21 protein-coding genes are annotated in these 22614 nt (G+C 61.9%); 15 read left to right on the forward strand and 6 right to left on the reverse strand.

Annotation, left to right across the window (positions count from 1 at the left end; all coding sequences use genetic code 11):
• Positions 1-27: 27 nt before the first annotated feature.
• The 10 genes from ACH2A7_RS01610 (at position 28) to ACH2A7_RS01655 (ending at position 11712) form a co-directional block, all read left to right on the forward strand.
• Positions 28-1458, forward strand: a complete 1431-nt coding sequence (locus ACH2A7_RS01610) for an alanine/glycine:cation symporter family protein (protein ID WP_394959403.1) — start codon at positions 28-30, stop codon at positions 1456-1458.
• 95 nt (positions 1459-1553) lie between these two features.
• The gene (locus ACH2A7_RS01615) at positions 1554-2582 is read left to right on the forward strand and encodes an ABC transporter substrate-binding protein (RefSeq protein ID WP_394959405.1); all 1029 of its coding nucleotides are present in this window, start codon (positions 1554-1556) and stop codon (positions 2580-2582) included.
• A 116-nt stretch (positions 2583-2698) separates the two neighbouring features.
• Positions 2699-3646 (forward strand): ABC transporter permease, encoded by a 948-nt coding sequence (locus ACH2A7_RS01620; RefSeq protein ID WP_394959407.1) that lies wholly within the window; start codon positions 2699-2701, stop codon positions 3644-3646.
• Entirely contained in the window at positions 3639-4433 is a 795-nt protein-coding gene (locus tag ACH2A7_RS01625) for an ABC transporter ATP-binding protein (RefSeq protein WP_394959409.1), read from the forward strand. Before ACH2A7_RS01620 ends, ACH2A7_RS01625 begins: the two co-directional genes overlap by 8 nt.
• 265 nt (positions 4434-4698) lie before the next feature.
• Complete coding sequence (locus tag ACH2A7_RS01630; RefSeq protein ID WP_394959411.1) at positions 4699-5346, forward strand: HAD hydrolase-like protein; 648 nt, start codon at positions 4699-4701, stop codon at positions 5344-5346.
• Between the two features lie 67 nt (positions 5347-5413).
• Positions 5414-7399, forward strand: coding sequence for a GDSL-type esterase/lipase family protein (locus ACH2A7_RS01635; RefSeq protein ID WP_394959413.1), 1986 nt, complete (start codon positions 5414-5416; stop codon positions 7397-7399).
• A gap of 97 nt (positions 7400-7496) precedes the next feature.
• Positions 7497-8459: an NAD(P)H-dependent glycerol-3-phosphate dehydrogenase gene (locus ACH2A7_RS01640; protein WP_394959415.1), complete on the forward strand. Its 963-nt coding sequence runs from the start codon at positions 7497-7499 to the stop codon at positions 8457-8459.
• A gap of 76 nt (positions 8460-8535) precedes the next feature.
• The gene (locus ACH2A7_RS01645; RefSeq protein WP_394959417.1) at positions 8536-8868 is read left to right on the forward strand and encodes a hypothetical protein; all 333 of its coding nucleotides are present in this window, start codon (positions 8536-8538) and stop codon (positions 8866-8868) included.
• Positions 8869-9039: 171 nt separating this feature from the next.
• The gene (locus ACH2A7_RS01650) at positions 9040-9789 is read left to right on the forward strand and encodes a YjjG family noncanonical pyrimidine nucleotidase (protein WP_394959419.1); all 750 of its coding nucleotides are present in this window, start codon (positions 9040-9042) and stop codon (positions 9787-9789) included.
• A gap of 30 nt (positions 9790-9819) precedes the next feature.
• Positions 9820-11712 (forward strand): ABC-F family ATP-binding cassette domain-containing protein, encoded by a 1893-nt coding sequence (locus tag ACH2A7_RS01655; protein WP_394959421.1) that lies wholly within the window; start codon positions 9820-9822, stop codon positions 11710-11712.
• Between the two features lie 114 nt (positions 11713-11826).
• Here ACH2A7_RS01655 and ACH2A7_RS01660 read toward each other — a convergent pair whose 3' ends face one another.
• The 6 genes from ACH2A7_RS01660 to ACH2A7_RS01685 form a co-directional block, all read right to left on the reverse strand.
• Complete coding sequence (locus ACH2A7_RS01660) at positions 11827-13497, reverse strand: ATP-binding protein (protein ID WP_394959423.1); 1671 nt, start codon at positions 13495-13497, stop codon at positions 11827-11829.
• Positions 13494-14171: a response regulator transcription factor gene (locus tag ACH2A7_RS01665; protein ID WP_394959737.1), complete on the reverse strand. Its 678-nt coding sequence runs from the start codon at positions 14169-14171 to the stop codon at positions 13494-13496. Before ACH2A7_RS01665 ends, ACH2A7_RS01660 begins: the two co-directional genes overlap by 4 nt.
• A 218-nt stretch (positions 14172-14389) precedes the next feature.
• Positions 14390-15562, reverse strand: coding sequence for a DHHW family protein (locus tag ACH2A7_RS01670; protein ID WP_394959425.1), 1173 nt, complete (start codon positions 15560-15562; stop codon positions 14390-14392).
• Between the two features lie 15 nt (positions 15563-15577).
• Entirely contained in the window at positions 15578-17002 is a 1425-nt protein-coding gene (locus ACH2A7_RS01675) for an MBOAT family O-acyltransferase (RefSeq protein WP_394959427.1), read from the reverse strand.
• A gap of 79 nt (positions 17003-17081) precedes the next feature.
• The gene (locus ACH2A7_RS01680; protein ID WP_394959429.1) at positions 17082-17564 is read right to left on the reverse strand and encodes a DUF4358 domain-containing protein; all 483 of its coding nucleotides are present in this window, start codon (positions 17562-17564) and stop codon (positions 17082-17084) included.
• A 98-nt stretch (positions 17565-17662) separates the two neighbouring features.
• The gene (locus tag ACH2A7_RS01685) at positions 17663-18133 is read right to left on the reverse strand and encodes an FMN-binding protein (RefSeq protein WP_394959431.1); all 471 of its coding nucleotides are present in this window, start codon (positions 18131-18133) and stop codon (positions 17663-17665) included.
• Between the two features lie 163 nt (positions 18134-18296).
• On the opposite strand from ACH2A7_RS01685, the gene ACH2A7_RS01690 reads away from it, so the two are divergent.
• From ACH2A7_RS01690 to groES, 5 genes are all read left to right on the forward strand, one after another.
• A complete protein-coding gene (locus ACH2A7_RS01690; RefSeq protein ID WP_394959433.1) occupies positions 18297-18836 on the forward strand; it encodes a Gx transporter family protein in 540 nt (179 codons plus the stop codon).
• Positions 18837-18964: 128 nt separating this feature from the next.
• On the forward strand, positions 18965-19507 hold the full coding sequence (locus tag ACH2A7_RS01695) for an NADH peroxidase (protein ID WP_394959435.1): 543 nt from the start codon (positions 18965-18967) through the stop codon (positions 19505-19507).
• A 323-nt stretch (positions 19508-19830) separates the two neighbouring features.
• Positions 19831-21102 carry an aminopeptidase P family protein gene (locus ACH2A7_RS01700; protein WP_394959438.1) on the forward strand — a complete coding sequence of 424 codons (1272 nt, stop codon included), beginning with the start codon at positions 19831-19833 and terminating at the stop codon, positions 21100-21102.
• 42 nt (positions 21103-21144) lie between these two features.
• Positions 21145-22068, forward strand: a complete 924-nt coding sequence (locus tag ACH2A7_RS01705; RefSeq protein WP_394959440.1) for a diacylglycerol/lipid kinase family protein — start codon at positions 21145-21147, stop codon at positions 22066-22068.
• A gap of 239 nt (positions 22069-22307) precedes the next feature.
• The gene (gene groES / locus ACH2A7_RS01710) at positions 22308-22595 is read left to right on the forward strand and encodes a co-chaperone GroES (protein WP_394959442.1); all 288 of its coding nucleotides are present in this window, start codon (positions 22308-22310) and stop codon (positions 22593-22595) included.
• Positions 22596-22614 lie beyond the last annotated feature (19 nt).

Genomic DNA, 22614 nt, shown 5'->3' on the forward strand with positions numbered 1-22614 from the left:
TGACACTGACAACAAAGGGGAAGGGATATGGAGCATGCAAACGGCGCGCTGCGCCTTGTCCTACAGGCGCTTCATCAGCTGGCATGGGGGCCGGGCACCATCGGGATGCTGGCGCTCTGCGGCGCGGTGTTCAGCTTTGCCACCGGCTTTTTCCAGCTGCGCGGCATTCGGTACTGGCTCGGCGGCACGCTGGGCAGGGCCTTCCGAGACGACGGCAGGCGCGGCGCCACCACCGCCTTCCAGTCCGCCTGCACGGCGCTGGCGGCGACCCTGGGCACCGGTAACATCGCCGGCGTCGCCACCGCGCTGGTGGCGGGCGGACCGGGCGCCGTGTTCTGGATGTGGGTCTCGGCGCTGCTGGGCACCATGACCGCCTACGCGGAGAACGTGCTGGCAGGCCTGTACCGCGGCGCGGACCGGGACGGGAACCCGGTGGGCGGGGCGATGTTCTACATCGAAAAAGGCCTGCACAGCCGGCCGCTGGCGGCGGCCTTCAGCTTCTTTTGCCTGTTGGGCTCGCTGGGCATGGGGAACATGGCCCAGGCCAATTCCATCGCCGAGGGGCTGCGGGACGTGTTCCGGCTGCCGCCGCTGTTCACCGGCCTTGTGGTTGCCGCCCTGATCGGTGTCGCCATCGCCGGCGGCATCGGCCGGGTGGGAAAGGTCACCGAGAAGATCGTGCCCTTTATGGCCTTTGCCTACACCGGCGGCGCGGTGCTGATCGTGGTGCTGAACATCGGCCGGCTGCCCGGGGTGCTGGCGCTGATCCTGCGGGAGGCCTTCTCCCTCCGGGCGGGGCTGGGGGGCGCCGCTGGCTACGGTATCGCCCGGGCGCTGACGGTGGGGGTGGCCCGGGGTGTCAGCTCCAACGAGGCGGGGCTGGGCTCCTCGGTGATGGCCAATTCCGCCGCGGGCTGTGCCCCGGTGGAACAGGGGATGTGGGGCGTCATGGAGGTGGCGGTGGACACTCTGTTCATGTGCACCCTCACCGCCCTTGCCATCCTGTGCAGCGGGGTATATGACTTTGAAGCCTACGCGGCGGCCGGTGGTTCGTCGGAACAACTGCCCAACGGCGCGGCCCTCACGGCGGACGCCTTCCGCGCTGCCTTCGGCCCGGCTGGCGGCGTGTTTTTGGCGCTGAGCCTGACCCTGTTTGCGTTTTCAACGCTGCTGGGATGGAGTTTCTACGGGTCGCAGGCCGCGGAATACCTGTGGGGAAGGCGGGCCGCCGGCGTCTACAAGGCGGTTTTTGTGGGGGTGATTGTGCTGGGCTGCGTGACCAGGCTGGAACTGGTGTGGGAGATCTCCGACACCTTCAACGGCTTCATGGCCCTGCCCAACCTTGCGGCAGTGCTGTGGCTCAGCCCGCAGGTGATCCGGGAAAGCCGCCGGCATCTGCCCGGCCAAAAGGGCAAAAGGCGGCCGGACGGGAGAAAAAACCACTTGCAAGCGGAATGATTCGGTGGTATACTTCAGTACAGTAACACATTGCGGCAATAAACTGCCCGGGATGTGAAAGCCCCCTATGGGGCAAAACAGGAGGGAAACAGACCATGAAAAAGATGATCCGCGGATCTATGGCGGCGCTGTTGGCCGCCCTCATGTTGGCGGGTTGCGGTGGCCAGACGTCCACCCCCGCCTCTACTCCGAGCAGCGGTGCTGCCTCTGCATCGTCCACCGGTTCTCAGCCCGCTGAGGGAGCGAGCTATGTGGTGGGCGTGTGCCAGCTGGCGCCCCACGACGCGCTGGACGCGGCCACCCAGGGCTTCCAGGACGCGCTGAAGGAGGCGCTGGGCGATCAGGTGACCATTGAGGTGAAAAACGCCGCCGGCGACACCCCCACCTGCGCCACCATTGTGAACGGCTTTGTGTCTTCCGGCGTTGACCTGATCATGGCCAACGCCACCGCCAGCCTGCAGGCCGCGGTGTCCGCCACTTCCGATATTCCTATTCTGGGCACGTCGGTCACCGAGTACGGCGTTGCGCTGGGCATTGATGACTTCTCCGGCACGGTGGGCACCAACGTGTCCGGCACCTCCGACCTGGCCCCGCTGGACCAGCAGGCCGCCATGCTGCAGGAGTGGTTCCCCGACGCCAAGACCGTGGGCCTGCTCTACTGCTCGGCCGAACCCAACAGCCAGTATCAGGTGGACGTGGTGCAGGCCGAACTGGAAAAACTGGGCTACACCTGCACCCAATACCCCTTCTCCGACACCAATGACATGTCCTCCGTCACCCAGAACGCCGCCGACAACAGCGACGTGATCTATGTGCCCACCGACAATACGGTGGCCAACAACACCGGTGTGGTGGACAACATCTGCCGCCCGGCCGGCGTGCCGGTGATCGCCGGCGAGGAGGGCATCTGCTCCGGCTGCGGCGTGGCCACCCTGTCCATCAGCTACTATGACCTGGGCGTTGCCACCGGCAACATGGCGGTGAAGATCCTCACCGGCGAGGCCGATGTGTCCCAGATGCCCATCGAGTATGCGCCTCAGTTCACCAAAAAATACAATGCTGCGATCTGCGCCGACCTGGGCCTCACTCCCCCGGAAGGCTACGAGGCGATCGCTGCCGAGTAAGGCGGCTGAAGTTGGCCAAAAGCAGGGGAAAAGGCTTTCCTTTTCCTCTGCTTTTTGTTATAGTAATAAAGTCGACAGTAACGGGGCGGCCTTTCGCCCCGCAGGAGGGAAGATACATGGATTTTCTCAACGCACTGCCGGGGGCTGTTTCCCAGGGGCTGATCTGGGGCATCATGGCCATCGGCGTGTACATCACCTTTCGCATTCTTGACATCGCCGACCTGACGGTGGACGGCTCCCTGTGTACCGGTGCGGCGGTGTTCGCGGTGCTGTTCACCGGCGGCGTCAACCTGTGGCTGGCCATGCTGGCGGCCACGCTGGCGGGCATGGCGGCGGGCCTTGTCACCGGCCTGCTGCACACGGCCTGCGGCATCCCCGCCATCCTGGCCGGCATCCTGACCCAGCTGGGACTCTACTCGGTGAACATGGCCATTATGAGCATGAAAGCCACCGTGGCCATCAATGTTACCACCAACGAGATGCTGGACAAGCTGCTGGTGTCGCTGCGGTTCGTGACGGATGTGGCCAAGGGCACCCGGCCCTTCTGGCGCCACCCCATCTTTGTGGGCGGGCTGTTCACCCTGGCCATCATCGCGGTGCTCTACTGGTTTTTCGGCACCGAACTGGGCTGTTCGCTGCGCGCCACCGGCGCCAACGGCAACATGGCCCGTGCCCAGGGCATCAACACCAACTTCGCCAAGGTGCTGGGGCTGGTGGTCTCCAACGGGCTGGTGGCGCTTTCCGGTGCGCTGCTGGCCCAGTACAACAGCGCCAGCGAGATCAACATGGGCCGCGGCGCCATCGTCATCGGTCTGGCCGCCGTCATCATCGGCGAGGTGATCTTCGGCAAGCTGTTCACCAATTTCGCGCTGAAGCTGTTCTCGGTGGTGCTGGGCTCCATCATCTACTACATCGTGCTGCAGGCGGTGCTGGCGCTGGGCCTCAACGCCAACTATCTCAAGCTGCTCTCGGCGCTGGTGGTCGCTGTGTTCCTGTCGGTGCCTTACTGGAAGAACCGCTATTTTTCCAAACCCGTGAAGAAGGGGGGCGCCCGCAATGCTTGATGTGAAAAACATCTCCAAGACCTTCAACCCCGGCACGGTCAACGAAAAGGTGGCGTTGAACGGCCTTTCGCTGCACCTGGACGAAGGGGACTTCGTTACGGTGATCGGCGGCAACGGCGCGGGCAAAAGCACGCTGCTGAACGCGGTGGCGGGCGTTTGGCCGGTGGATTCCGGCACCATCATGATCGACGGGGTGGACATTACCCGCCTGCCGGAACACAAGCGGGCCAAGTACATCGGCCGTGTCTTTCAGGACCCCATGATCGGCACCGCGGCCACCATGCAGATCGAGGAAAACCTGGCGCTGGCGGCCCGGCGCGGCCAGCGCCGCGGCCTTCGCCCGGGCATCACCAAAGAGGAACAGGAGCGGTACAAGGAGCAGCTGAAAATGCTGGGCCTTGGCCTGGAAAACCGCCTCACCAGCAAGGTGGGCCTGCTCAGCGGCGGCCAGCGGCAGGCGCTGACTCTGCTGATGGCCTCCCTCAAAAAGCCCAAGCTGCTTTTGCTGGACGAGCACACCGCCGCGCTGGACCCCAAGACCGCCGCCAAGGTGCTGGAACTCTCCGCAAAGATCGTGGCCGAGAACAAACTCACCACCCTGATGATCACCCACAACATGAAAGACGCCATCCAGTATGGCAACCGCCTCATCATGATGTTTGAGGGGCGCATCATCTACGACGTGAACGGCGAGGAGAAGCGGAAATTGAAGGTGGCCGACCTGCTGCAAAAATTCGAGCAGGCCAGCGGCAGCGAACTGGACAATGACCGGATGCTTCTCTCCTGAACGGATACGCGCTTTCCTGCCCGGTGCTGTAACGCACCGGGCATTTTTGCAATATTTGCGAGCGATTTATCGTATTATATGCGTCTGTCAGGTGAAATTCCGGGCCTTTTCGTTGTGCGGGAACAGGAAAAATGGTATAATAACCGTATCGGTGCTGCCTTGCTGTCTCCGTTCCCTCTTGGGTGAACGATGGGCGGGGAGGGGGGCGCGCGCCGGAAACGGCGCCCTTTTCGGCGCGACCAACCAAAGGAAAGGCGGTGCCAGTTTGGCTTGCTTCAATGCCGTGCTGTTCGATGTGGACGGCACTTTGATCCACTCCAGCCCGGGGATCCTCGCAACAATGGAATACACGTTTCAATCGGTGGGGATCGACCCGGCCGGGATCGACCTGACCCGATACCTCGGCCCCCCGCTGCGGCGCAGTTTTGGCGAACACATGCGCCGGGAGGAAGACGTGGAACGCATGGTGCGCATCTACCGTGACCGGTATCACGAGGTGGGTCAGCATATGTGCCAGGTGTTTCCCGGCGTGCGGGAGATGCTGGGGCGGCTGAAGGACAGCGGCGTAAAACTGTACACCGCCACCTCCAAGCCCACTTCGGTGGTGACTCCGATCCTGCGCGAGCAGGGGCTGGCCGGCTATTTTACATTCATCGGCGGCGCCAGCGAGGACAAGAGCGTGGACACCAAGACCGCCGTGATGCACACCGTGCTCACGCGTCCGGAACTGAAGGGAGCAAAGGTGCTGATGGTGGGCGACCGGGCCGATGATATGCGCGGCGCGGCCGACTGCAAGGTGCCCGCCGCTGCCGTGCTGTACGGTTACGGCAGCAGGGAAGAACTGCTTGCCTTCAAGCCGTGCTTTATGGCCCGGACGTGTGAGGAATTGACCGATTTCATCCTTGGTCAGTAAGCAAACAATAAAGGAGGGCAATCGAATGCCTCGAAACAGACGAAACACCCGCGGAGGCTCAGGGTCCATGACCCCGAAGCAGAAACAGGCGGCCATTGTGTTGGCCATCTGTGCCCTGGTGCTGGTCATCACCATCGCTGTGGTGAGCGTGATCGTATCCAAGGCCGGCAAGGACAAACCCCAGTCCGGAGACAGTCAGCCTTCGTCCACCACCTCCGGGCAGACGGTGGAAAACGACTTTGACGCCAGCCAGTACGGGGACGCCGTTCTGGGCGCGACCGACGACGCCGGCAAGGAATACATCGATCAGACGATCTTTGTGGGCGATTCCAACACCTACCGTTATTACCAGTACGCGCTGCTGGAACTGGATCAGGTGGTGGCGGTGGAAGGGCTGGGCATCCAGAATTTCACCACCGACAAATCCATCTACTTCAAGGGCGACGATACCGCCTATTCCATTCCCGACGCCCTGCCCAAGATGAAGCCCCGCCGGATCATCGTGATGATGGGCACCAACAACGCCGACGGCAGTATGAGCGCGTCCGATTTTGTGTCCAACTATCGCAGCGGGCTGGAGGCCATCAAGGCGGCGTATCCCTATACGGATATCATCGTTTCCGCGGTGCCGCCCATTCCGGAAAGCCACGGCAGCTATCCCAATATGAGCATGGAGACCATCAACGGTTTCAACGAAGCCCTGGCGCAGATGTGCGCGGACAACGGCTATAAGTTCCTGAATATCTCCGAGATCCTGGTGGGTGAAGACGGCTACGGCAAGTCGCAGTATTTTATGGACGGCGATATCCATCTGAAAAAGGATGCGCTCACGGCCATTATGGATTATGCGCGCACCCACGCCTATCTTGGCACGGAGGACCGCCGCCCCGATACCAGCAACATCCCCGAGCGCCGCAAGACCGGTTCCACCGGCACCGCGACCACGACCACTCCCACGCCGGCAACTTCGCAGGAGCAGAAGACCTATACCGCGCAGTATAACGTGGACAAAAACGTGGGCGGCACCCTGACAAGCGGTGACCAGAAAGACAAGACGAACCTGAGCTTCAAGGACCTCACCAGTGAGAGCAGCGTTTCGGTGACCGCGGTGCCCGCATCCGGCTACGAGTTCATCAAATGGAGCGATGGCAAAACCGACGCCACCCGCACCGACAAGGATTTCAAGCAGAACGTCAATGTGACCGCCATGTTCGGCGCAAAATTGGTGGTGAGCATCGAGCAGGGCAGTTCCGGTACCGCCAAGGTGGGCGACAAACTCATCTTCAGCGCTTCGGTGAGCGACAAGAGCATCGACAAGGACACTTCTGTGATCTGGACGCTGGACGGCACCCAGCAGCGTGTGGGTTACAGCTGGGCGTACACGCCTGACAAGGAAGGTACCTTTACCATCAAGGCGAGCGTGACCGTGAACGGCAAGACCACCTCCGCCGAGTACAAACTGACGGTGGAGAAGGGGGCGGTGAAGCCCACCGGCGTCACGGTGAACGGCGGTACCAGTGTCAGCAGTTCCGGCGGCAGCGCCACCCTCACCGCCACCGTCACGCCCGGTGACGCGGAAGGAACGGTCAGCTGGAGCGTGACCGCCGGCGCCACCCTCAGCGCCACCAGCGGCTCCAGCACCACGGTGACGGTGCCCGCGAACGACAGCACCGACGCAAAGACCTATACGGTGACCGCCACCATCGGCGGCGTCAGCGGCACGGCTACCATCACGGTGCAGGGCAAGGCCCTCCAGCCGATGTCTGTTTCCATCGAGGGGGCCGCTTCGCTGACGACGGGCACAACGGGCACCTACAAGGTGGTCGGCGCGCCGGCCGGTTCTACGATCACCTGGAGCGGCGCTGTGACCGGCAACGGCGAGAGCGTGAATTACACGCCCGCCGCTGCCGGCCAGCAGACCATCACCGTCACGGTGACCAAGGACGGCTACACCACCGGTACCGCCAGCGCCACCGTCACCGTGACCGATCCGCCGGCAACGTCCACCACCACTCCGCCTGCATCGACCGCCAGCCAGCCGGACACGCCGTGAGCGGGGACATACATTTTGAAACGTCAATAGAATAGAAAAGGCCGCCCTGCCCGGCAGGGCGGCCTTTTCACGACATGACCAAGAAGGAGAACGCACCATGAAGCTTTCCGTTCTCGGCTGCGGCCGATGGGGCACATTTCTGGCCTCCTACCACTGCGCGAAAAACGACGTTTTACTGTGGGGCCGTCCCGGTTCCCGCGGCCTCGCTCAGCTGCGGGCCGAGCGGAAGAACGAATACCAGACCCTGCCCGCTTCGCTGCAGCTGGGCGACGACCTGGCAGCGGCGCTGGCCTTCGGGCCGGTGGTGGTCATCTCCATCAGCGCCCAGCAGCTGCGGCAGCTGGCGGGGCAGATCCAGCAGCACGACGTGGCGGGCAAGACCTTCATCCTCTGCATGAAGGGCATCGAGGTGGCCACCGGCAAGCGCCTGACCCAGGTGTTCCGGGAGGAGGTCACCCAGCCGGTGCAGCTGGCGGTGTGGGTCGGGCCCGGCCATGTGCAGGATTTCACCGCTGGCGTGCCCAACTGCATGGTGGTGGATTCCGCTGACCCCTCCACCACCGATTTTATTGTGGAACAGCTCAGCAGTGACCTGATCCGGCTGTACAAAGGCCGCGATCTCATCGGCACTGAGGTGGGCGCCGCGGCGAAGAACGTCATCGGCATCGCCGCGGGCATGCTGGACGGCGCGGGATATACCAGCCTGAAGGGGGCATTGATGGCCCGGGGTGCCCGGGAGGTGGCACGGCTCATCCGCGCCATGGGGGGCAACGAACTGTCCGCCTACGGGCTATGCCATCTGGGGGATTACCAGGCCACCCTCTTCTCGCCCCACAGCCACAACCGCCAGTTTGGCGAAAACTTCATCAAGGGCGAACCGTTCGATCTGCTGGCCGAGGGAGCCTCCACCGTGCAGGCGCTGGTGCGCCTGGGGCAGGAGTACAAGGTGGATCTGCCCATCTGCCAAACGGTGAACGACCTTCTGTACAACGGCCTCGCCGCCGACGAGGTGCTGCCGCGGCTGTTCAGCCGGTCGGTGAAGGGCGAGTTCGATTATTGAGCGGCATCGTCCGCTGCCGCCTCCGTGAACACGCCGCGCCGCCGGCGCATACACTGGGCCAAGGAGGCGTTTGACCATGACAGACTTGAGCCAGTGCCTGCGCGCGTACGCGGTGGGCGACGAAAATGTGACCGACGGCACCGTGGAGAACTATGATTTTGATTGGGGCGAGCCGGTGGCGTCGGATGCGGCGTTGACGTCCTATGGATGCCAGGGCGGGTCGCGGCGGTGCCCCTGGGGCTGCCGGACTTCCTGCGGCGGCTGCGATACGGAGCCGGAGCCTGAACCTGATCCGGAGCCCGAACCTGACCCCGAGCCCACGGAGAACTGCCCCACATGGCCCTGCGGGCGCTGCAGCTGCAAAAACACCGCGGCCGACGGCAGCGCCTATCCCATCGTCGATCTCTGAGCACACGCAGCGGCACCCGGACGGCGGCCTTGGCCCGTCCGGGTGCCGCCGTGCATGTGGGATGTTTGCTTGACGAATGGGCCGGAATAGGAGATAATAGACAAGGTAAAACTGCCGCCCGCCGTGTGGATCGCCGGGCGGCAAAGGATTGAAAAAGGGAGAGAATGACCCATGGCATACTATCATTGCCTTTTGCTGGATGTGGATGGCACCCTGCTGGATTTCGGCGCCGCCGAGCAGAAGGCCTTTCACGAGACGATGGAACACTTCGGCTTGCCGGCCACCCAGGAGGTAGCGGACACCTACCACACCATCAACAAGGGGCTCTGGGCCGCGCTGGAGAAGGGCCAGATCAAGCGGGACAAGCTGGTGGTGCGGCGGTTTGAGGAACTGCTGGCCGCGCTGGAGCGCACCGGCGACGCGGCGGCGATGAACACATATTATCTCGACCGGCTGAGCGAGCATCCCGACCCAATCCCCGGCGCGCTGGACGCGGTGAAGGAACTGGCGGAGGTGGCCACCCTGGCGGTGGTGACCAACGGCGTGGAGCGGGTGCAGGAAAAGCGTCTGGCGGATTCCGGCCTAAACGCTTATATGGACGGTGTGTTCATCTCGGAGCGGGTGGGGGTGGAAAAACCCAACCGCCGCTTCTTTGAGACGGCCCTGCGCACCCTGGGCATCGAGAACCGGGGCAAGGTGCTGGTGGTGGGCGACAGCCTCACCGCGGACGTCAAGGGCGGCCAGAACGCCGGGCTGGATACCTGCTGGTGCAACTGGAACGGGGAGGAGGCTCCCGCCGAGAACGGACCGACCCACACCGTGCGCTCCTGGGAGGAACTGTATGCCATCGTGATGGAGCCGGACGAACTGGAGAACGTGGGCAAGACGGCGCGCAAGCATCAGTTTGAGCAGGGCGGCTGACCACAAGTTACGCGAAGAGACGGGACGAATATGGTACTATCCTTACAAAACATCGGAAAAAGTTTTGGCGAGACGGTGGTCCTTCAGGGGATCAACGCCACGGTGGAGCAGGGGGAGCGCATCGGCATCGTGGGGGAAAACGGGGCCGGAAAAACCACCCTGCTCAAGATCCTTTGCGGCGAGTATCAGCCCGACGAAGGGGAGGTGCAGCTGACCCGCGGCGTCACCCTGGGGTACCTGGAGCAGAACAGCAAGCTGGATCCCGCTCAGGACGTCTACGGTGAGATGCGCAACGCCTTCGCGCCGGTGCTGGACGCCATGAACCGGATGCAGCTGCTGGAAAAAAAGCTGGAAAAGGATCCCGCCGACCAGGAACTGCTGGCGGAGCACGCCCGCCTCTCGGCGGTGATCGACGCTGCCGACGGCTATAACATGGACGTGAACATCAAAAAGGTGCTCAGCGGCATGGGGTTTGGCCCCGAGACCTATCAAAAGAGCGTGGCGGTGCTCTCCGGCGGCGAGCACACCCGGCTGTGCCTGGCCCGGCTGCTGCTCCAGCGGCCGGACGTTCTGATCCTGGACGAGCCCACCAACCATCTGGATTTCATCACGATGGAGTGGCTGGAAAACTATCTGAAGGGCTACTCCGGCGCGGTGCTGGTGGTCAGCCACGACCGCTATTTCCTGGACGAGGTGTGTACCCGCATCTGGGAGGTGGAGGGTCACGGCCTGACCAGCTACAAGGGCAACTATTCCGCCTTCCTGCCTCAGAAGGAGGCGGCAGTGGCGCTGCAGCAAAAGCAGCACGACGCCGACGTGGCCAAGGCGCAAAAGCTGGAGGATTACATCGCGCGGAACCTGGTGCGGGCCTCCACCACCAAAATGGCCCAGAGCCGCCGCAAGCAGCTGGAAAAGATGGAGATCACCGAGAAGCCTTCCAGCGGCCCGCAGCAGCTGAAATTCCGCTTCGAATTTGACGTGACCCCTTACAACGAGATCCTGACCCTGAAAAACCTCTGTGTCAAGATCGAGGGACGCACGCTGCTGGAGCCCTTCGACCTGCAGGTGCTGCGGGGCGAGCGGCTGGTGATCGCCGGGCCCAACGGCGCGGGCAAATCCACCCTGATGCAGGTGCTGGCGGGGCGAAGGAAACCCAGCGGGGGAATGGTACGCCTGGGCGCGGGGGCGAAGGTGAGCGTGTTTGAGCAGCAGCAGCTGCGCCGCGGCGGCCGGGTCATCGACGCCGTGTGGGACAAGTGGCCCCGCATGACCGAACTGGAAGTGCGCAGCCATCTGGCCCGCTTTGGCTTTAAGGGCGAGGATGTGTTCAAGCCCTGCGGCGCGCTGTCCGGCGGCGAACTCGCCCGTCTGCGCCTCGCCGAGATCGTGCTGGAGCGGCCCAACCTGCTGTTTATGGACGAGCCCACCAACCACCTGGACATCTACACCCGCGACAGCCTCACCGAGGCGCTGGCTGCCTATGAGGGCACTCTGCTGCTGATCACCCACGACCGCTACCTGATGAACAGCCTGGCCTGCCCCATCCTCTACATTGAGAACGGCAAGGCCACCCTGTACGAGAGCTACGAAAAGATGATGGGCCGCGGCCAGGCCGCGCCGGAGCCCGTCTCCAATCCCCAGAACGCCACTGGCGGCAAGGCCTCCTACGGCAAGGAGCAGCGCCGCCGCCGCGCGGAACTGCGGGCCAAGATCAAGGCTGTGGAGGAGGAGATCGAGCAGATCGGCGCCCGGGTGGTGGAACTGGAAAATTCCATCAATGACCCCGAAGTCCTGCGGGACCATGTGCTGCTGCGGGACACCTGTGACGAATTGGACGACACCCGGTTCCATCAGCAGGAACTGTTCGACCAGTGGGAAAAGCTGGTGGAGGAACAGGAACAGTACGAGCAGGAAGAGGATTGAGCCATGCCCCGGCCAAGCCGGCAGGCCCTTTTCCGCAATACAAACGCGAAAGCGCCCCCTGACAAGCTGATCGACTTGCCAGGGGGCGCTTTCGTTCAACGTTGCCTTCGAATGTCACAGCGCGGCGTGCTTGGGAAAGATCAGGCGGATGGTGGTGCCCTTGCCCAGGGCGCTTTCCAGTTCCACCTGGGCGTGGTGGAAGGCAGCGCCGTGCTTGACGATGGACAGGCCCAGCCCGGTGCCGCCGATCTCCTTGGAGTGGCTCTTGTCCACCCGGTAGAACCGTTCAAACACCCGGCTTTGATGCTCGGGCGCGATGCCGATGCCGGTGTCCGCCACCTGCAGGATGGCATGGCCGGCGTCGGACCTGACCGTCACGGTGACGCTGCCGCCGGGCCGGTTGTACTTCACCGCGTTCTCGCACAGGTTGTACACCATTTCGTTCAGGATGGCCGGCACCGCCTGGATGGTGGCCTCTCCACCTTCCAGCCGCAGGGTCACATGGGCAGCCTCGGCGGCGCTTTCCAGCCGGGCGAGGGTGCGGGCGGCGCACTCCTTCAGTTCCACCGGCACTGGCGTGTCGGGAACATTGTTTTCGTCCAGCTGGGAGATGCGGATGATGTCCCGCACCAGCTGGATCAATCGCTGGGATTCATCGTAGATCTTGCCGGCAAAGTGGGGCACGTCCGCCGGGTCGATCATGCCGTTCTTCATGATCTCGGCGATGCCGGCGATGGAGGTCAGGGGCGTTTTCAGCTCGTGGGACACGTTGGCGCTGAATTCCCGGCGCAGACCCTCCCGCTGCTGCTGTTCGGTCACGTCCAGCAGCACCAGCACGATGCCGGTGAGCGTGCTCTCCTGATAGACCGGGTTCGCGAGCAGCTGGCACACCCGCCCGTGCAGCGGCACAAGGCACTCCACATGTTCGCCCTCCTGCGCGCTGCGCAGCCCTTCCAGAAAGTCCGGCTGGTCGGTCAGGTCACGGATGTTGTGCCCGTCCAGCGGCTTTTCCGGCTGCAGCAGGCGGGTGGCGCTGGAATTGTAGGAGAGCACCAGGCCGTCGGCGTCCAGCACCAGAAATCCTTCCCGCATATTGTCGGTGATGGCGGTGAACTGGCGCTTTTGCGCCTGCAGCTGTTGGATCTGCTCCTTGATCTGGTGGTTCTGATGATGCAGGCGGCGCAGCAGGGGCTTGAGTTCCTCGTAGGGAGCCTGATTCACATGCGGGTGTTCCAGATCGATCTCGTTCAGCGGTTTTGTCAGCCGCTGGCTCAGCTTGTAGGCGATGGTCACCGCGATGAGCGCCGCGAAGATCAGCACCAGGAACAGCGGCTGGGTGAGGCTCACCAGAAGGGCCATGCTGGAATATTGGGTGCTGGAGATGCGCAGCACCTGGCCGTCGGAGAGCCGCATGGCGCAGTTGATGGTCTTTTTGGCCAGCGTTTCGGAGTAGCGGCTGCTCTGGCCCGTGCCGCTCGCCATGGCTTGCTGCACCTCCTGCCGGTCGGCGTGGTTTTCCATCCGGGCCGGGTCGGATTTGCTGTCAAAGAGCACGGTGCCGTCGGCGTCGATCAGGGTCAGGCGGTTCTGGCCCTGGGGCAGCTGTTCCAGATAGCCCACGCCCTCCTGCTCCACGTTGGGAACAAGATAGGCCAGTTCGTTCATCAGTTCGTTGGACAGCTGCGTCTCAAAATAGGGGAACAGGATGGCGACAAACAGGACCATGCACACCACAAGGGTGGTGAGGGTGACGGCCATCATCGCCTGGAAGATCCGTTTGCTCATTGGTCGTTCTCCCGGATGCGGTAGCCGGAGCCGCGCACCGTCTCGATGCAGCTGCCGCACTCGCCCAACTTCTGACGCAGGGTGCGCACATGCACATCCAGCGTGCGGCTTTCGGCGTCAAAGGTGTAGCCCCACACCTCCCGCAGCAGCTGCTCACGGGTGAACACGATGCCGGGAGACTGGATCAACAGACTCAGCAGTTCAAATTCCTTGTGTGTCAGGGTGACCGGCTTGCCGTTCGCCAGCACCTGGTGGCGGGCGGGACAGACGGTCAGGCCCGCGGCCTTGTATTCCACGGCCTGTTCGCCGGGGGCCGTGCGGCGCAGCAGCGCGTTGACCCGCGCCACCAGTTCCATCATGCCGAAGGGCTTGGGGATATAATCGTCGGCGCCGCTGTCCAGCCCCAGCACCCGGTCGTATTCGCTGCCTTTGGCGGTGAGCATGATCACCGGCAGCTTGCGGGTGGCGGGCTCTGCCCGCAGCTGCTTGAGGATCTCAATGCCGTCCTGTTCGGGCAGCATGATGTCCAGCAAAAGCAGATCGGGCGCGGCCTTGGCCATCTGCGCCCAGAACTGGCTGGGCAGACCGAAGCCCTGGGCCTCATGGCCGGAGTGGTTCAGCGTGTACACCACAAGTTCGCGGATGCTGTTGTCGTCCTCCAAAACGTAGATCACCGACATGATGTTCTCCCTTCAAACCCGGTGCGGTGCCGCACTGTGCCCCCCCGAAAGGCGGGCGGGGCGCTGCGGCGGGACCGGGCGATTTTATCCGCTTCCAGTATAAAACATTTGCGGCTGTTTTCCCACCCCGCAATGTAAAATGTCCGTAAAAAGTGGGGCCTGCGGCAACAAAAAAGGCCCCCGCGCGATGGCGCGGGAGCCTCAAAAGTGTTTCAGCCGGCGGTGGCCGAGGCGGCCAGGTAGCTGGCGATGTTGGTGGTGGAATAGGTCTGGAAGCTGAACAGCAGCAGCACCTGGTCGAACTGTTCCCGCTGCATCAGCGCGTCGATGCTGTTGCGGTAGCTGCGGGGATCGACCACACAGATCTCGGCGTAGTTCTCGGTGAGATAGGGAACGAAGCAGTTGGCGTAACTGTCCTTCACCACCAGCAGCCGGCCTTCGCCGGTGCCCTGGATGGTGGTGTAGGCCTGGTTGCCGTAGAGGAACAGGGCGTACTTGTCACCGGTCTCGGCCTTTTCCATCTCGTACAGGCCGCTGGTGAACAGCGGCTCGGTGGCCTCGCCCCGGGCGTCGGTCTTCCACACCGTCATTTGCACGGGAGTATCAAGATAGGCGATGGTGTCCGGCGTCTGGTCCCACCGCAGGCACTTGGAGTAGGTGGTGCCCCAGAAGTCCGGCACCTGCCCGAAATCCTCGGCGCTCACCTCCATGGGGGTAAGGCCCAGGCTGCGGCAGTATTCCTGGTAGGCCAGATAGGCGCCGCCGTCAGTGGTCCAGTGGTGGTCGGTTTTGTAGTACAGCTGTGTGTCAGCCGCGGCGGCGCTGAAGGCATCCCGCAGGTCCAGGCAGTTGGCGCCCTCGTGCATTTCAAAGATGGTATCCAGCAGCGCGTTTTCGTCCAGCAGCGGGGCGTTCGCGGGCAGCTTGTCGGCATAGATGAGGCTGGAGGAGGGGGTAAGCAGCAGGGTCACCTTGCCCGGGTAGCGCTGGGCAAAGAGGGAAGACTGCTGGATGTTGCCCTTCAAAATGCGCTCCTCAGTGGGCTTGAGGGCCAGCGTCTGGGTGAAGAGCATCTCGTCGTCGCCCAGCAGTGCACCGCCGATCTCCTCCTTCTGGAACACGAGGCTCTCGCTGCGGCTTTGCAGCCGCAGCCACATGTCCCGGCCCACCACCTGATCCTTGGTGTAGGTGTCATACTCGCTGGTCCAGACGTTTTCAAACAGTTTCGTCAGGCTGAACTCCGGCACCTGGGCCAGATCACGGCGCTCCAGGTCGCTGTATTCCCGCTTCGGCCAGGCCATGTCCAGAAACATAAACCCGAACAGGAACACAAAAAACAGCACCAGCAGGGGATACTTTTTCAGTTCATTCCATTTTTCCTTCATATCTCTCGCACCCCCTCAGAAACGGAAATAGAGGAACGGCGTGTTGGTGGACGCCACGATATACGCGATGCACAACACCAGCAGCAGCCCCACCAGCGCGATGCGCAGGAAGGTGTTGTCCTTGATCCGGTCGTAGATCTTCAGCGGCAGGGGAGTGCAGCAGGCGATGCACACCGCCAGCAGCACGCCGTAGTTGCGCAGGAAGTACAGACAGCCCACGCCGCCGCTGGGGATGAACAGCTTCTGGAACAGCAGCGACAGGCCCACGCCGCTCTCGTTGCCCACGAACAGCGCCCAGCCAACGGCCACCAGGAACAGGGTGTAAATGTGGGGCCACACCTTGCCCTTTTTCAGCTTATCCAGCAGAAAGACCTTTTCGATGGTGAGCAGCACAAAGTAGTAGATGCCCCAGAGCACAAAGTTCCAGTCCGCGCCGTGCCAGATGCCGGTGAGGGCCCACACCACGAACATGTTGAAGATCTGGCGCTTGATGCCGCGGCGGTTGCCGCCCAGCGGGATATACACATACTCCTTGAACCAGCTGGAGAGGGTGATGTGCCACCGGCGCCAAAAGTCGGTGATGCTGGACGCGATATAGGGCAGGTTGAAGTTCATGGGGAAGTCGAAGCCCAGCATCTTGCCCATGCCGATGCCCATGAGAGAGTAGCCGGAGAAGTCGAAGTAGAGCTGCAGGCTGTAGGCCAGAAGACCCAGCCACGCCAGGGGCGTGCTGGCGTTTTCCAGACCGATGCCCGCAATATCCAGCGTCCCGCCGGACCACTGGCCGATGATGTCATACCAAAGCTGGCTGATCATGTCCGCCAGCAGCACCTTTTTTGCCAGGCCGAACACGAACAGGCAGATGCCGTCCTGGATCTGGGAAAGGCTGTACCGGTTTTTGTACACATGCAGCTGAGCGGCCACGTCCCGGTATTTCACGATGGGGCCGGCGATCAGCTGGGGGAACATGACCACATAGGCACCGAAGTTGATGATGTTGTGTTCGGCGGGCACGTCCCGGCGATAGACGTCGATGGAGTAACTCATGGTCTGGAAGGTGTAGAAGCTGATGCCCAAAGGCAGCACGGTGGCCGCCTCGATCAGCCCGATGGACAGACCGAACAGGCTGTTCACGGTGCCGATGAGGAAATTGGTGTATTTGAAGAACACCAGCATGGACAGGCTGCCCACGATGGACGCCACCAGCAGCACCCGCCGCGCCTTCACGCTGCCGTCGAACTTTTCCATCAAAAGGCTGCAGATATAGTTGATGAGGATGAGCACCACCATGACGGGGAAGAACTTGACCTCGCCCCAGGAATAGAACACCAGGCTGCACACAAACAGCGCCAGGTTTTTCAGCCTGGGCGGCGCGATGTAGTACAGTGCCAGGGTGATGGGCAGAAAGCGGAACAAGAACAGTATCGTGCTGAAGATCAAAAAACGACCCTCCCTTTCACACAAAAGGCCGGTACCTGGAAAACGCAGGTATCGGCCTTATCTTTCAGCGCGGTTCGCCTTACTTGAGCGCCTCGTCCAGCGCCGTGTCGATCTGGGCGTAATCGGCACCCTCGGTGTTGGCCACCACCATCACCAGATAATCGCCCTTCACAACGATGCGGGCGTCGGCGGCCATGGCCTCCATGTCCGCGAATTCGGCGTACAGGCCGCCGGTGGAGATGCTGGTCTTGTAGGCGTTCAGCTCCTCCTGCACGGCGGAGGCTTTGCCCTCCACCGCCTTGATGGCCACGATCAGCGCGCTGTTGCCCTGGTCGTTGCTCACCTTGCCGGCGTATTCCGCGATGTTGTCAGGGGTGAGGAGCATATCCAGCTGGATGAAGTTGTCGTCCACGTCCCGGGGATTGCTCACCGGGTTCACCTTTTCCACCGCGGCCACGATATCGGACAGGTTGTAAGAAGCGGTCTCGGACCCGCCGCCGCAGCCGGCCAGCGCAAACGAGCAAAGCAGAACTGCCATGAGCAGCGAAACGATCTTTTTCATTTGTCGTACTCTCCTTTTTGAAAAACCCTACGAAAATTCTATACTATATCCCTTGGGATTGCAAGTCTCAGTGCAAGTGTGTGCCAAATTTTAACACATTATTCATCGGTGCTTGCCGCGGGCGAAAATTCGGGGATATCCGCCACCGTCACCGGGTCGGTCTCTCCCTTCTTCATGGGCGTTTGCAGCGCCTGCCAGAGCGCCGCAAAATGCTGGGCCGACACCGTCGCGCCGCTTACGGCGTCCACCTCCAGGTCCTTCGGGTCCTTCAGCCCCGTCAAAGCCTCGCTGTAATACTGCCGGATCCCGGCCGGGTCGGTGCCGCACAGCGGGCGCATCCGGCCGGCATAGGCCTCGTCCTCGCTTTTCAGACCGCCCTCCTCGTTCACTCCGTCGAACTGGGCGTCGGTGATAACGCCGTCGGTCACGGTGATCTGGAGCCGGTCTTTGTAGCCCAGGCTGTCGAAATTTGTAAATTCCGCGCTGTATGTACCGTCTTTGTAGCCGCACCCCGCCAGCAGCACAGCAAGGATGCAACAGACCGCCGTTGCCAGATGTCTGCGGCGCATAGAATCACCTCCGTGTCGTCGCCCGTTTCAGGGGGACAGGTTTGCACCTATTATAAGAGAAAACGCCCGCAAAGTCAAATCCGGCGCGTTTTTCTTGACAGATGAAAAAAAGCGGCTTAGACTGATAACCAGTCAAAGGCTGTCAACAAAGGGAGAGAACACCATGCGAAACAACAAAACACGCCAGGTGGCGCTGTCCGGCCTGCTGTTCGCGCTGGCCATGGCGCTGTCCTTCATGGAGAGCGCCATCACGCCGCTGTTGGGGCTCATTCCGGGCGTCAAGATCGGCCTGGCGAACATCGTGGTCATGTACGCGCTGTTCTTCATGGGCTTTCCCCAGGCGCTCACCCTCAACCTCCTCAAAGCCTTCTTTGTGGGCCTGACCCGCGGCGTCACGGCGGGGCTTCTGTCCCTCAGCGGAGGCCTTGTTTCGCTGCTGGTGATGTGGGCGCTCTACAAGCTGCCCCGCCGCCCCACCTGGTTCATCCTTTCGGTGTGCGGTGCGCTGGGCCACAACATCGGCCAGCTGATCGCCGCCAGCTTCCTGCTCAGCAGCGCCCTGGCCCTTACCTATGCCCCCATCATGATCATTTTCGGCCTTGGCATGGGCTTTGTCACCAGTTCAAGCCTGGCCGCTTTGCTGCCGGCACTGGGGAAAATGGGATTTTCCACCGATCCCCGCGCCCCACGGAAAAATTCATAGCTTTTTCATGATTTTCCTGTTGACGAACTCTTGAGAGTATGCTATACTGTGACCATAACAAAGAATGATTCCTATTAATAGGGACCGTTTCAATGCGAAACATATAAAATGATTTGGAGGAAGAGAAAATGACCAAGAAGTTTGTTTGCACCGTTTGTGGTTACATCGCCGAGGGCGAAGCCCCTGAGTTCTGCCCCGTCTGCAAGGCTCCCAAGGACAAGTTCGTGGAGAAGGTCGAGAACACCTATGTCACCGAGCATGTGGTGGGCATCGCCAAGGAGGGCGTTCCCGAGGACATCATCGAGGGCCTGCGCATGAACTTCAACGGCGAGTGCAGCGAGGTGGGCATGTACCTGGCCATGAGCCGTGTGGCTGACCGCGAGGGCTACCCCGAGATCGCCGAGGCATGGAAGCGCTACGCCTTTGAGGAGGCGGAGCATGCCGCCAAGTTCGCCGAACTGCTGGGCGAGGTGCTGACCGACAGCACCAAGAAGAACCTGCAGATGCGTGTGGACGCCGAGTGCGGCGCCTGCAGCGGCAAGATGGATCTGGCCAAGAAGGCCAAGGAGCTGGGCCTGGATGCCATCCATGACACCGTTCATGAGATGGCCAAGGACGAGGCTCGTCACGGCCGCGGCATGCAGGGCCTGCTGGAGCGTTACTTCGGCTGAGCCGCTCAAAACGACCCCATACAGTAAGCACAAAGCCCTCCGGGTACGCCCGGAGGGCTTTTGGTTTGATGCGACAGGTGTGTGCCGGTAAATAGCTTTACAGAACGGCCGGCCGCGCCTTGTGCCGGAATGCCGTGCCTTGCGTGAAGAGAGCTGTCCGCCTGCTGCGGGACGGATGGGCGGCGGGCCGGCGGGCACATTTGGCGCTGCGGCGCGAGGGCCGACAGGGAATACAAGCGGGTTTTATGGACTGTTTTTCGGTTGGAATACCAACGCATCTATGGTAAAATAGGCACATAAAGATCACAAAGGAGACAAGCCACATGGTGAGCAAAGAGTTCCACGCTTCCCGCCGAAAACGGTATGCCGAACTGCTGGAGGACGACTGTGCCGCCTTCGTTTTCGCCGGGAATGAACTGCCGGACAAGGGGGATGAACTGTACCCGTTCACACCCTACGCCAACTTCTATTATCTCACCGGGTTTGACCAGCCCAAAGCGGTGTTGAAAATGACCAAGCGCGGCGGCCGGGTCCAGGAAGTGCTGTACATCCGGCGCGCCGACGAGCGCATGAAGCGCTGGGAGGGCGTTTGCAGCACCCGGGAGAGCGTGCAGGCGGAAACGGGCATTCAGCGGGTGGAATACCTCGACGCCTTCCGCGAGGAATTCTCGCTGTTCAGCTGGCCCGGCAGCGTCAAATGCATTTATGTGGATATGGCCAACTGGAGCGGCGAGGATCACATGACCCAGGCCCAGAAGTTCGCGGCGGAGATCCGCGCCAAGTATCCGGACATCCCCATCCGTAACACCTTTCAGGATCTGGCGCTCCTCCGTCAGGTAAAGACGGACGAGGAGATCGCCCTGCACCGCCGCGCGTGCGACGTCACCGCGGACGGGGTAAAGTGTATGCTGGCGCACCTGCGTCCCGGTATGTATGAGTACCAGGCGGAGGCCTATTTTGACTTTGTGCTCAAAAGCGCCAACGCCCGCCACGCCTTTGCCACCATCGCGGCCAGCGGCGCCAATGCCTGTGTGATGCACTATTCCGCCAACGACCGCCGGATACGGGACGGGGAGATGATCCTGTTCGATCTCGGCGCGGAGTGCGGGTATTACGCGGCGGATGTGAGCCGGACGTTTCCCGTCAGCGGCCGATTCACCGACCAACAGAAAGCATTGTATAATGTGGTGCTCAAGGGGCTGGAGGCCGCCATCGCCGCAGCCCGCCCCGGCCAGCCCAAAAACGAACTGGCCGGCATCAGCCGGGAGGTGATGGCCCGGGAACTGGTCCGCATCGGCATGATCGAGCGGCCGGAGGAGATCGCAAAATACTATTTTCACGGATCGGGTCATTACATTGGCCTGTATACGCACGACGTGGGCGACGACAACGCGCCGCTGGAGGAAAATATGATGTTCACCCTGGAGCCGGGGCTCTATTTCGACGAGCTGCAGCTGGGCATACGCATCGAGGACACCCTTCTGGTCACCCGTGACGGCTGTGAGGTGCTGACGGCGTCCATTCCCAAAACCGTGGAGGAGATCGAGGCCTTCATGCAGGCGAGATCGGCTTCCGGGTGTTGTGCGCTGCCGTGAGGCGCGCACGCGGCTAAATATTGATGTGAGGAGACGCAGAAAATGCGGTATGTATTCATCGTCAACCCGGTTTCCGGCAAAGCGGACCCCAGCGGCACGCTGGTGCCGCAGATCACTTCGGCAGCCGAAAAAATGGGGATCGACTGCGAGATCCTGCTCACAGAGTATGCCGGCCACGCCAAAAAGCTTGCCGAAGAGCAGGCGCGGGCGCCGGGGGATGTGCGCTTGTACGCCTGCGGGGGCGACGGCACCTTCAACGAGGTGATCCGGGGCGCCTATGGCTACGGCAATGCGGCGGTGGGCTGTATTCCCTGCGGCAGCGGCAATGATTTTGTGCGGAATTTCGGCGAGCGGGAGCCGTTTTTGGACCTGGAGCGGATGATGCGCGGGACGGTGATGGACATCGACCTGATCCAGACGGAAAAGGGGATCGCCACCACCATCTGCTCCGCCGGGCTGGACGCGCAGGTCGCCTATGGCATCCCGAAATTTCGCCGTCTGCCTTTCTGCGGCGGTACGATGTCCTATAATCTGTCCATCGTACAGGCGATCTGTGGGCCGCTGGGACATCGGTTGCGGGTACAGGCGGACGACGAGGTCATCACCGGCAACTTCCTGATGCTGGCCATCTGCAACGGAAAGGCCTACGGCGGCGGCTACGTTGCGGCGCCCGAGGCGGATATGCAGGATGGCCTGCTGGATCTTGTGCTCATCCGCAAGATCGGACGGCTGGCGGTGGCGCGGGTCATCGGCGACTACAAAAAAGGGGCGCACATCCAAAATGGGCAGGTGGCCCCGTCGTTCCAAAAGATCGCGCTTTTCCGCAGGGTGCGCAGTGTGCAGGTGGAGGTGCTGGACGGACGGCCCATTGTCGTCACCGAGGACGGGGAGTGCGAGGAGCGCATGGGCGTGTCGGCCCGGGTGTGCCCCCTTGCCGCCCGGATCATCCTGCCTGCCGGAGACTGATATGTTCTGACTGGGAGTCTGCCGACAAAAACAACCGCCCGGCAAAGGGCGGTTGTTTTTGTCGGCGAAGGTTGCGCGGGGAAAATATCAAAATCGTATGTTCACAAAAATTTTTAAATTTTCCCTCTTGATTTTTGTTATGCAAGTGGATAAAATATATATTAGCACTCGGGGACAATGAGTGCTAAACAAGTTTTAGTAATGCAAATTATTTTATAGTTCGAACAGGAGGCATTCTTATGCAGATCAAACCCTTGGCTGATCGCGTTGTGATCAAGACCGTGGAAGCCGAAGAAACCACCAAGAGCGGCATCATTCTGGCCGGCTCCGCCAAAGAGAAACCCCAGGTGGCCGTTGTGCTGGCAGTGGGCCCCGGCGGTATGGTGGACGGCAAGGAAGTGCAGATGCTCGTCAAGGTGGGCGACAAGGTGCTCACCAGCAAGTATTCCGGCACCGAGGTCAAGGTGGACGGCGAGGAGTGCACCATCGTGCGGCAGAGCGATATTCTTGCCATCGTGGAAGAGTAATTCTTTCGTAAGAATCGAA

The organism is Candidatus Allofournierella merdavium, assembly GCF_944382735.1.
GTDB classification, from domain to species: domain Bacteria; phylum Bacillota; class Clostridia; order Oscillospirales; family Ruminococcaceae; genus Allofournierella_A; species Allofournierella_A merdavium.